Raw genomic sequence first — 10,296 nt, 5'->3', positions numbered from 1 at the left:
CCTCATAATTTACATAATAATATTATGTAAATTATAATTTGTAGTATTTACATTTTAAATAAATTATATCATATATTAATACATACATTAGATTATAATTTACAATAACGTTTGATTTAATTTTCTTTTAAAATTAGATTTTATTAATGATTAAATTATATAACATAAATACTGTATTTAAAATTAAATAATAACCATAGAAAATGGGAGATTTTCTATAGTTACTATTTACTTATTACTTCATAAAATTTAATTTTAATATGTAATTTAATTTATAATTGATTACGTTATAATATTTAATATAAAAGGAATTTATAAGGGGTTGAATTACATTGAAATTTGAATTAGATATTATTCATAGTGAGACTTCTTTAAATAACATAGAGAAACAAAAACAAAATTTTACAAATCTAATTGCATTATGGAACCCTGATTATATAAATGAAGCGGAATTAAAAAAGGAAAATAACGAAAGAGAAGATTCATATACATATGAAGGATTTTCAGATGAAGAAATACTGTACTACTACTTGAATCGACAAACACATTTTGACCAAGGAAAAAGAATCAAGGATGCATCAAGAATCCTATATGCACGTGATTTAAGTCAGTTTTATTTCTTTATTAAACAAAGTGAGGAATTTCTACAGAAAGATGTAAAGGATTATAAATTTGGTCAAGTATGGAGAAACCTTAGGAAACGGCATATCCGTAATTATCAAAAATGGTTATCTCAAGAGGCAATCTCCTATCAGTCAAAAGATAAATACAAGCCATCTACAGTTAGTAGAAAGCTTGGTATTATTCGTTCATATTTGAAATGGCTATATGAAATCCAATATATTCAGGATCCTCTACATGTTGAGATACTAAGTACAGCTGTAAATAAACAACATAAACCTAAACGGGAGTTATCATATGAGGAAGTAAAACAATTGCTTCATTACTACAAGGATAATGAAATTAATTACGCCTTATTGTCAGTCCTAGCTACTACAGGATTACGTGTTGCAGAAGTCGCACATGCAAAGTGGGATGATCTTGAGTATGACGCTATACGAGGACGATATTATTTAAAGGTTGATACAAAGGGAGATAATGAGCGGATTGTTTCTATTAATAAGGAGATTTTTAATCGGATTGCTGCATTTCGAATGCGGAGAAGATTACCTATAGACATTGGGAATAGAAATGGTGGAACAGTATTTCAAACTAAAAACCATACTGCTTATAGAGATAATTATTTATCACAATATATTTCCAAAATCATTAAGGATACTCAGCTACCCTTTACAGAGAATATCGGAATTACTCCCCACTTCTTTAGACATTTTTATGTGCAGTACTTATATGATTATAAGAAATTACCACCTCATGTTATTGCAGCTGCAGTAGGTCATAAAAATGATCGTACTACGAAAGAAAATTATTTGAATCAGCGATTGACGAAAGATAATGATGCCGGTAATTTAATTTTGGAAGATGAATTTTAAATTGAACCTCTATTAAATAAATATTAAAGCGATTCAATAACACCACTTATAGTTATGTATTTTTTATATAATTAGAATCGTTTTATTGTCTGTTTATTTTTATTTATTCACATAAATGTTCATTAGTAATTCGCCAAGTATCCCTATAAATAGGTTGTATTTTGGGTAATTTAGTATACCCTTTTATAAAATAATTATGAAAAATTCTCACCAGAATTTTTCATAATTTAAAACTTGATTTCATTTAGAAGTGTTAATTTATTAGTTGTAAATAATATATAATTCAATTTTTTTGTTCTAATAAAGATTGCTTCTGAATTTTTAAATTTATTACCAATTTCTACTGCTTTGTCAGTATTTTTTAACGTATTATTTTTATTAACCTCAATTATATCTTTTAATGGAATATTAATTGTTGCGCCTTGCCATGTAATGGCTATTTTTTCGATTGATTTTATAATTTCTATTTCTTTCATATTACTAGTAACTCCCTAATCTATTTGTATTTATCTATATAATAGAGTATATATTTAGAATAGAAACCAGCCAATTTCATATATATTCACTCAGCCATTGTGTAAATAGGTAATACTAGTACAAAGATTTTTAGATTTAGTTACAACCTAGGGCAAATTTGCAAATTTTTTTGAGTTGAGTTTTCGGCTAATCTAAATTATGATGATATTATTCATAATATTAAATGCTATGAAAATATAAATAAATTCAGCAGAGCTCAAGTCCAGACAACGTATAGAGCTATGAAAATGAGTTGAAGTGGCTTTAGCATTGCTTAAAACCTATAACCAATTATTTGTTAATAGCTAAAAAATAATCTTATAGGAGGGGATAGATAAAAGTATCTTATAACGAATAAACCATATGTGAAAAATATACAGGAATGGTGCTAATGAGAAAAAAAACTAAATATCAGACTTGGATTCGAATGAAAAAACTGATTGTATTTTTGATAAGCTCAATAATTCTTCTATTGATAACATTATTGCCTATTACTTTCTATCTGCGAATCCTATCAGGGGTTTTAGCGATGCCTTTTATTTATATAACGTTTATACTTTCTTATTCTACTTACCAATTCGCAGCATTCGGAGAGGATTACCAATCAAAAATACATGATTTAATTGTTAAAAAAGTGAATTGGGATGGAGAAGGAAAAATATTAGATATTGGAACAGGTAGTGGATCATTGATTATTAAACTTGCAATGACTTTCCCTAAATCCTTTTTAACTGGAATTGATTATTGGGGGAAGAATTGGGAATACTCACAAGAGCAATGTCAACAGAATGCTAAAATAGAAGGTGTATCTGATAGGGTTAATTTTTTAAAAGCAAGTGCCGCTGAGCTCCCTTTGCAGGATGATGCATTTGATATAGTTGTAAGTTGCCTAACATTTCATGAAGTGAAAGATACAAACAATAAAATAGAATTAATTAAAGAGGCTATAAGAGTATTAAAACCTGGTGGTGAATTTATCTTCTTAGATTTATTTATGGATGAAAAAATATTTGGGGATACAGAAGAGTTCTTAAATAACCTAGAGAAACTCGATATATCTAAATTGAATAGCTACAAGCTTGCTGAAGAAATGAAATTACCAAAGCTTTTATTAAATAAAAAAGTATTAGGAAATGCAATGATTTTGATTGGCAAAAAGTAAAGGGGTATTAATTGCTTACGAAAGTATTGAAGAGTTTTCTAAATAAGGTTACTAACTTTATTTAACAAAGTGATGTAACTCTATGTTTTTTTATTAGCGAGCGGACGTAGACCCATTTAAGCATTTAGTGTGTTTGGTAATCAAATATGAATTTTTCAAACGTAACGTAGTGAAGCACTTTATATAGGGGTAGCGCCACATCGCTATCAAGCTAAGATTATGTAAAATCAATTTCAGGTGAGAAGGTTTTGAACAAGCTGATTTTGTATTAAATACACCAAAAGATATTTTGAATTTACTGTAACCAAACTCGAGTCTAATAAAGAAATTAAGTTACTCACTAAAAAGTCGATTTCTTAACGTACAGGAAATCGACTTTTTATTTATAGGATTAGCGAAAAAAATTTGGTTATTGTTGGTGCTATCTTTCAGTGAAGGTTTTATTGATATTCTAGTTTTTTTAGCATAAAACACCTTAATTCTAGTTACCTTTATGCTTCTTATTAAAATTCCTGGAAAAGTTTATGGGTTAACAATTAAACTACGGCTAATTTATAGGTAAACTGATAATCAAAGTGTAGCTTGATGGGAATAAAATAAAAGACTCTTTTTAAATTTAGTTGGAAATTTAATTAAAAAATATGAGGTTTAATTCATAATAATTACAAATTAATTATTATGAAAACAAAGAGTGATTCCTCTTTTTATACCGTTTTATTAAACTGGATAAACTTCAATTTTTGTTGGATGTGAAAACCGACGTTCTAATTCTCTTTTAATTTTATTAACAGCAAAAACTTCTGAGGATGCATGAACTCTAGCTACCTTTTTTATAGCAGTATTACCCGTGACTAAAATATAACTTACCAAATACGATGAAATCATATATTCACCCTTTCAATGTAACATGTTGTTATAATATATGATTCTTATCTTAACTCTATGAAAGAAATGTAAATTAATATAAAGTTTCCTTTTTAATTCATAGCATATACTTAACTAAATATTAATGAAAAAAGGCCTCTTTTCTCGTTGAAAAGAGGCCTTTTACCGTATCATATTAAGGTTTTTCGGGTACTAGTAATAGTAAGTAATGTACTGGGATACAATTTATTTACTATGCAATTAAGTATAACATGTATATATCATAAAAGGCTGTGTCAAATTTACGAATAAATATAGCATCAAAATACTTATAGCTAACCAAGTACTGAAGTTAAACTATTTTCATACTTCTGCAGTTGACTAAAATTTAAATGAAACTTTAAATTGAGACTAATTATCCAATGTTCTTATCTCTTCGGGAGTATCTTTGTATTTTTTATTTTCTTTCAACAATCTATAAAACTCACTTTTTAATATATTTTTTTCGCGCTCTAGTTTCTTTTGATGCTTAGTCAATTCATTTATACGCTTCGCACTTTCTTGTATTTTTAAATACATGCTCATAATCAACCTCCCAATAAATTATGCTTAAATATATGAGGTTTTTGTACAAAAAATACGGTGAAATTTTTTGTACAAAGGAAGCTTTTCTTTGGTAGTCATTATAGCCTTGCTATCTGGAGCTTATGTAGAGACATAAAAAATTCATAGGAAAATTATCTTTACTTCATATCAGCTTCAGGTGCATGCGATAGTATATATACATAATAACACTAGAAAGAGCTAATCAAGATGTCACTTGAAACAAACATTATTCTTTCTTTATTAGATGTACAACTGTGGATTGCTCATCATCGGGATAATAGTCACATACAAGTAAAAAAACAAAAATTAAATTCATCACCTTACTCAAATAAGTACGCAAGTGTAAATAAATAAAATTAGACATTTATACATATTTTGTATATAAATTTACCGGTTCCTTATATGTTGAGGAACCGGTTGTTGACTTATTAGAAAAAGTTATATTTTATTAATTACTTTCTGGGTCTTTAGATTCCACTTCTCCTTCATTATATTCTTTAGTAGTACCGAATCCTGAATTCCCACCTTCAATAAATGAGGGTTGTCTTTGATTCGATCCTATCTCATCTTGAAAAGTATTTACTTGATTTTGGCTAGACTCACTTATGTCTTCTTGAATAAAAACATGTGTTACATATCCTATTAAAATACCAATTATAACCAGGACACTGCAAACAACTACCTTAATCCATGTTCTCTTCATTCCTCTCTTAGGTGTAGCATCTATTATTTACAAAAAATGTATAAATCGAACTTACAGTTACTTTGAAGTTATTTCATTCTTTGTTTTCTCTAAAGTAAACACATTCATTTTTCAAGAAACATCTTGTACAACTAAATTCTGTTTTTGTAGATAAACAGCTTTATCTGACTGTTTGGCTACGTCTTGTGAATGAGTCACAACAATAATACATTTATTTTCTTTATGTGCTAACTCTTTAAACAACTCAATAATTTCCATAGACGTTTCTTGATCTAGGTTTCCAGTCGGTTCATCTGCAATTAACAAATCTACATTACAAGATACTGCACGAGCGATTGCGACACGTTGTTGTTGACCACCGCTAAGCTGTAACACATTCCTTTTTGCTTCTATTTCTGTCAATCCTACTTTTTTTAGTAGCTCCAATGCTCTTATCTTTTTATCTTTTACATCGACTCCTGTTATTTCCATTGCTGTTATAACATTTTGAAGTGCGGTCATATAAGTAATGAGATTATAAGATTGAAAAATAATTGATACATACTGATTTCGATAGGAGTCGAGACCAATTTTACGTATATCCGTTCCTTTATATAAGACATATCCACTTTTTGGAACGTCTAATCCACTGGCTAAACTAAGAGTTGTTGTTTTTCCTGAACCAGATGGCCCTAAGATAGTATAAAAACTTCCAGTTTGAAAAGAAAAATTTACATTTTTTAAGATTGTAGTTCTCTTATTATTACTTTCATAATAATAATTGATATTTTTAAACTGTAAAATTGTCTCCATATAAATCCTCCTTATTCGTCTTTTAATAAAATCTGTTTTGGATTTAAACGAAGAATGTATAATGCCGGAAGAATCGTTCCTAGCATAGCAATTCCTAATCCAATCCCCCCTACTTTTCCTAAATCTTCAGTTGAAATACTTACATGGATATTATCAACCGGATCTACGTCTGCAGCAGGGTTACCACTTAATTTTGCTATAGGATCTTCCGGTTTATCTTCATTCTTTGCTATTTCACTAGATAAAAGATTATCACCCACTTTTTGAGAAACTTTCTCTCCTGTTGCTAAAGATAAACCAAAAGCTAATACAGCAATACATAATACCTCAACTAGTAATTGACCCATTAACTTCCACTTTTTCTCGCCTATAGATAACAAAATTCCAATTTCTTTTCTACGTTCCTTAATAGAGAGCGTAATTATTAATCCTAAAATTGTTGCACCTGCAATAGACACCATAATTACAATCGTTTTCGAAAAAGATGCAATATTTTCGATTGGACCAATCATCTGTTTATAAACGTTATCTTGTGCATCTAATTCATAGTACGCTGGTAACCCCAATTTTTTTGCTTCTTCTTTAAATGCATCAATATCCTTAGGATCCTTTAATGAATAGATTGCATTTTCCAGTGAATTCATAACAGAATACGGTACATATATTTGATTAGCAGGCTCTAATAAAGCAAAAGATTGTCCTCCAAAAGATGGAGCCTCTTCTTTAGACTCATATATACCTATAATTTCTAGCTCTTTCGTGGTAAGTTCCTCATCCATTACTTCACCTATCTGTAATTTATCACCCACTTTTAAATTGTTTTTTTCAGCTAGTTTTTTTTCAATCATAGCAACGTTTTTTCCTATTGTTTTTGACGTAATTCCCTCTCCTTCAATAAGTTTTAATTTTTTGTCTTGAGCAGCTTCTAATGAAAAAAAGTCTCTAACACCCTGTAAAGTGAAATTTAAATTATTATTTGGACCAAATGATTGAGCTCCTCCAGATGGTTCGACATTTTGAAGCTCTTTCAGCTCAGCAATAGCACTTTTTAGATAATTATAGTGATCTAAATACTTAGAGTTCTTTAATTTATCAGCTTCTTTTTTTTCGATACTTGGTACCTTTCTCGCTTCATTAGCATTTTGATTATTGTTTTGTTCTTCCAAATACTTATTTATATCGATTCTTAAGTTGATATCAGCTCCTAATTGTTGCCTAGCCAAATCTGTTGCTTTACTGGATGCACTTTGAATCGTAAAACCAGCGAATACCAAATTAGTAACAACTAGAAAAATAGCAAGTAATATAAGTGACTTTCCCTTTCTTGATTGTAAACTCAAAAATGATCGTTTGATAAAATTCATGTTCTCTAACCTCCTTGATGCCATAGTATTGAATTAATCTGGAGTTTATATGGGGATTGTCTAGAGATATGTGGAGTTTATATGAGTTTCTGGTGCAAAAACTTCAAGATAATTGCAAGTAACCTTTTAAATTTGGACATATAAACTGTGATTTAGACCATAACCTTGCCAATTTGGGAAATTTATGCTTCCAACGATAAAATTTTAAATCCATCATAAAATCGCTTAATATTATAAAGGCATTAAAAATAAGGTTTTACCAAATTCACTTAATAACACTTAATTATAGGAGCGTTATCGTACATTATAACTTAAACTAACTTGCATTATAACTTACTTTAACTTAATATATTATTATGGAGGTTACTTATGAATCAAGAAGAGCGATTGATACGAGTCCTTAATTATTTAGAAACAAATAAAACTATGAATATAAAAAAGATGTGTGAAATGTTTCATATCTCAAGAGATACTGCAAGAAGAGATATAGTAAAACTTTCAAAAAACAAAGCAATAGTTAGAACTTATGGCGGAGTGGCTTTAGCTACTTTTCATAAGAAAATTGATACTTATCAAGTACGGTCACAGACTGAATTAGAAACGAAAAAATCGATTGGAATGAAAGCTGCAAATATAATTGCAAACAATGACATGATTTATTTAGACGTTTCAACAACAGTCAACTTTGTAGCGCAACATTTGCAATCAAAGAACGTAACTATTGTGACGAATTCAATTGATACTGCTTATATGTTAGCTCAATCTGAAGATACGACAATTCACCTTTTGGGAGGAACTTTAAATAAGGTTTCTCGACATACTACGGGGACTTCGACCACTGAAAAACTCAAAGATTATCACTTTGACAAGGTGTTCATTGGAACCGCAGGTATTACTGAAGACGGGATATACTATGGTTTTGAAGAAGATATTTATTTCAAGCGTGAATTAATCAAACATGCTGATCAAGTTATTTTAGTGGCAGATCACACTAAATGGAATCAGCGACGAAATTATAAGGGTTTAACGCTTGAATCTATAGACACATTCATTACAAATCAAGTTATGTCTAATGAATTATATAATACTTTGAAAGAAAATGGTGTTGAGGTAGTAATTGCAAGTGAAGATTAAAAAATAGGGAGGCTTTATTTTGATTACATCTCTTGTTTTTGACGTAGACGGAACAATTTTAGACACAGAAAAAGCAATACTAAAATCCTTACAAAAAGTTTTAAAAGAAGAACTAAAGGAAGATTATGCGTTACAGGATTTAAAATTTGCATTAGGGATTCCTGGAAAAGAAACCTTAAAAAAATTAAATGTTAAAAATATAGATGTTGTTCATCCTAAATGGGCCAAATCTGTACTAGATTTTTCTCATGAAGTCTCCGTGTTTGAAGAATTAGAAAGCATTATTAAAGAGTTATCTTTTAGTAAATTAAAGCTTGGTATTGTTACATCAAAAACTAAGCAAGAATTAATAGATGAGTTCGAGCCATTTGATCTAAGCGGTCATTTTGAACGTATAATTTGTGCGTGTGATACCGATAAACACAAACCACACCCTGAACCATTATTAGCTTGTTTGAAACAATTAGATGTTCCTAATAATGAGTCAGTATACATCGGAGACTCTATATACGATATGCAATGTGCGAAAAGTGCTGGTGTTAAATTCGCACTCGCTTTATGGGGTTCAAAGACAAAAGAAGGTTTTGAAAAAGCTGATTATGTATTAAATACACCAAAAGATATTTTAAATTTACTGTAACCAAGCTCGAGTCTAATAAAGAAATTAAGTTACTCACTAAAAAGTCGATTTCTTAACGTACAGGAAATCGACTTTTTATTTATAGGATTAGCGAAAGAAATTCGGTTATTGTTGGTACTATCTTTCAGTGAAGGTTTTATTGATATTCTAGTTTTTTTAGCATAAAAACACCTTAACTCTAGTTACCTTTATGCTTCTTATTAAAATTTCCGGCAAGTTTATAGGTTAATAATTAACTTACGGCTATTTTATAGGGGTCACCATGCATGCCCAGCAATGCTTCTTTTTTTGGGAGATAGCAAAGAAGGATTATATATATATTAATATACCGAACCCGTATAAATATCGGTTCTGTTGCAAAGTTTGAAAAAAATGAGCAGGTTGGTAAATGAGGGACAAAGTTTAAGAATTAGCTAATAATTGTTGAAGTTCATTGTACGTCGAAAAGGTGGAGTCTCTTTGAATACTTAGCCTTTGTTTATATAGAGCCTGAATGGTTTCAATACCTTTTATCGTACGTGAAGCATGACGAAGATTTTGAAACCCTGCAGATTTGGCAAAACGTCTCGTTACATGCCTATAATCTTGTTCAATTAGATTGTTTAAATGCTTGATTGTACAATGGATTGTAGTTTGATAAGATCTCAATCCTAACATCAAACGAACTCTCATTTTAATAAAACGATAAAAATCTTCTTTCCTGTTTTTCTCTCTATTTTTTGGTTGCTTACATTAGAAATGCTCAACTGTATAATGACTCATGTTAAACTTACAAATAGACATGCTAATAACCTTTCATACTAATTATTCCTTTCTTTATGCTGGAATACTTAATAGAAAACCTAAGTAATAAGGTTGTTCCACATTTACAAAAAAAATAATTAACTATAAGATGAAATAGGCTACATAGAGGAGGGTTATATGTTACATACAAAAAGATGGAGATTTTTTGCGGTTCTTTCTATTGTAGGTTTGATTTTACTAATTTTATTAAAAATCAAATTCATTTCAATTACTATCGC

The 10,296-nt window shown here is 29.5% G+C and carries 11 protein-coding genes and 1 pseudogene; 5 read left to right on the top strand and 7 right to left on the bottom strand.

Translation table 11 applies throughout. The annotated features are described in order from the left end of the window. Positions 1-332: 332 nt before the first annotated feature. Positions 333-1,493: a tyrosine-type recombinase/integrase gene (locus CN409_RS30900; protein WP_097982003.1), complete on the top strand. Its 1,161-nt coding sequence runs from the start codon at positions 333-335 to the stop codon at positions 1,491-1,493. A gap of 227 nt (positions 1,494-1,720) precedes the next feature. Here CN409_RS30900 and CN409_RS30895 read toward each other — a convergent pair whose 3' ends face one another. Further along, positions 1,721-1,969, bottom strand: a complete 249-nt coding sequence (locus tag CN409_RS30895) for a SunI/YnzG family protein (protein WP_000658334.1) — start codon at positions 1,967-1,969, stop codon at positions 1,721-1,723. Positions 1,970-2,400: 431 nt separating this feature from the next. Between CN409_RS30895 and CN409_RS30890 the strand changes: the two genes are divergently transcribed. After that, complete coding sequence (locus CN409_RS30890; RefSeq protein ID WP_097982004.1) at positions 2,401-3,171, top strand: class I SAM-dependent methyltransferase; 771 nt, start codon at positions 2,401-2,403, stop codon at positions 3,169-3,171. A gap of 717 nt (positions 3,172-3,888) precedes the next feature. Here the strand turns inward: CN409_RS30890 and CN409_RS32155 are convergent. Together CN409_RS32155 and CN409_RS32150 are read right to left on the bottom strand one after the other, a co-directional pair. Beyond that, the gene (locus CN409_RS32155) at positions 3,889-4,056 is read right to left on the bottom strand and encodes a hypothetical protein (RefSeq protein WP_000625950.1); all 168 of its coding nucleotides are present in this window, start codon (positions 4,054-4,056) and stop codon (positions 3,889-3,891) included. 390 nt (positions 4,057-4,446) lie between these two features. Then, the gene (locus tag CN409_RS32150) at positions 4,447-4,620 is read right to left on the bottom strand and encodes a hypothetical protein (protein ID WP_000063204.1); all 174 of its coding nucleotides are present in this window, start codon (positions 4,618-4,620) and stop codon (positions 4,447-4,449) included. 228 nt (positions 4,621-4,848) lie between these two features. Between CN409_RS32150 and CN409_RS32145 the strand changes: the two genes are divergently transcribed. Further along, positions 4,849-4,995 (top strand): hypothetical protein, encoded by a 147-nt coding sequence (locus CN409_RS32145; protein WP_000051345.1) that lies wholly within the window; start codon positions 4,849-4,851, stop codon positions 4,993-4,995. A 94-nt stretch (positions 4,996-5,089) separates the two neighbouring features. Here CN409_RS32145 and CN409_RS30885 read toward each other — a convergent pair whose 3' ends face one another. The 3 genes from CN409_RS30885 to CN409_RS30875 form a co-directional block, all read right to left on the bottom strand. Further along, on the bottom strand, positions 5,090-5,344 hold the full coding sequence (locus tag CN409_RS30885; protein WP_000831889.1) for a hypothetical protein: 255 nt from the start codon (positions 5,342-5,344) through the stop codon (positions 5,090-5,092). 111 nt (positions 5,345-5,455) lie between these two features. After that, positions 5,456-6,136: an ABC transporter ATP-binding protein gene (locus CN409_RS30880; RefSeq protein WP_097982006.1), complete on the bottom strand. Its 681-nt coding sequence runs from the start codon at positions 6,134-6,136 to the stop codon at positions 5,456-5,458. 11 nt (positions 6,137-6,147) lie between these two features. Continuing rightward, entirely contained in the window at positions 6,148-7,500 is a 1,353-nt protein-coding gene (locus CN409_RS30875) for an ABC transporter permease (protein ID WP_097982007.1), read from the bottom strand. 369 nt (positions 7,501-7,869) lie between these two features. Here CN409_RS30875 and CN409_RS30870 point away from each other — a divergent pair, with 369 nt between their 5' ends. Beyond that, positions 7,870-8,634 carry a DeoR/GlpR family DNA-binding transcription regulator gene (locus tag CN409_RS30870; RefSeq protein ID WP_003254546.1) on the top strand — a complete coding sequence of 255 codons (765 nt, stop codon included), beginning with the start codon at positions 7,870-7,872 and terminating at the stop codon, positions 8,632-8,634. A gap of 19 nt (positions 8,635-8,653) precedes the next feature. Further along, complete coding sequence (locus CN409_RS30865; RefSeq protein WP_097982008.1) at positions 8,654-9,274, top strand: HAD family hydrolase; 621 nt, start codon at positions 8,654-8,656, stop codon at positions 9,272-9,274. Between the two features lie 402 nt (positions 9,275-9,676). Here the strand turns inward: CN409_RS30865 and CN409_RS30860 are convergent. Beyond that, positions 9,677-9,913 (bottom strand): annotated as a pseudogene (locus CN409_RS30860) (DDE-type integrase/transposase/recombinase); the annotation flags it as partial. Positions 9,914-10,296: the final 383 nt, after the last annotated feature.

This window comes from Bacillus sp. AFS012607, from assembly GCF_002558005.1.
Taxonomy (GTDB): Bacteria; Bacillota; Bacilli; order Bacillales; family Bacillaceae_G; genus Bacillus_A; species Bacillus_A thuringiensis_S.
The sequence above is the reverse complement of the archived record's forward strand: the minus strand, read 5'-3'. Positions and strand labels throughout refer to the sequence as shown.

Excerpts from the sequence above, each read along its gene's own strand:
- CN409_RS30875 (WP_097982007.1), bottom strand. The coding sequence starts at position 7,500 with ATGAATTTTATCAAACGATCATTTTTGAGTTTACAATCAAGAAAGGGA.
- CN409_RS32145 (WP_000051345.1), top strand. The coding sequence starts at position 4,849 with ATGTCACTTGAAACAAACATTATTCTTTCTTTATTAGATGTACAACTG.
- CN409_RS32155 (WP_000625950.1), bottom strand. The coding sequence starts at position 4,056 with ATGATTTCATCGTATTTGGTAAGTTATATTTTAGTCACGGGTAATACT.
- CN409_RS30890 (WP_097982004.1), top strand. The coding sequence starts at position 2,401 with ATGAGAAAAAAAACTAAATATCAGACTTGGATTCGAATGAAAAAACTG.
- CN409_RS30870 (WP_003254546.1), top strand. The coding sequence starts at position 7,870 with ATGAATCAAGAAGAGCGATTGATACGAGTCCTTAATTATTTAGAAACA.
- CN409_RS30885 (WP_000831889.1), bottom strand. The coding sequence starts at position 5,344 with ATGAAGAGAACATGGATTAAGGTAGTTGTTTGCAGTGTCCTGGTTATA.
- CN409_RS30880 (WP_097982006.1), bottom strand. The coding sequence starts at position 6,136 with ATGGAGACAATTTTACAGTTTAAAAATATCAATTATTATTATGAAAGT.
- CN409_RS30895 (WP_000658334.1), bottom strand. The coding sequence starts at position 1,969 with ATGAAAGAAATAGAAATTATAAAATCAATCGAAAAAATAGCCATTACA.
- CN409_RS32150 (WP_000063204.1), bottom strand. The coding sequence starts at position 4,620 with ATGAGCATGTATTTAAAAATACAAGAAAGTGCGAAGCGTATAAATGAA.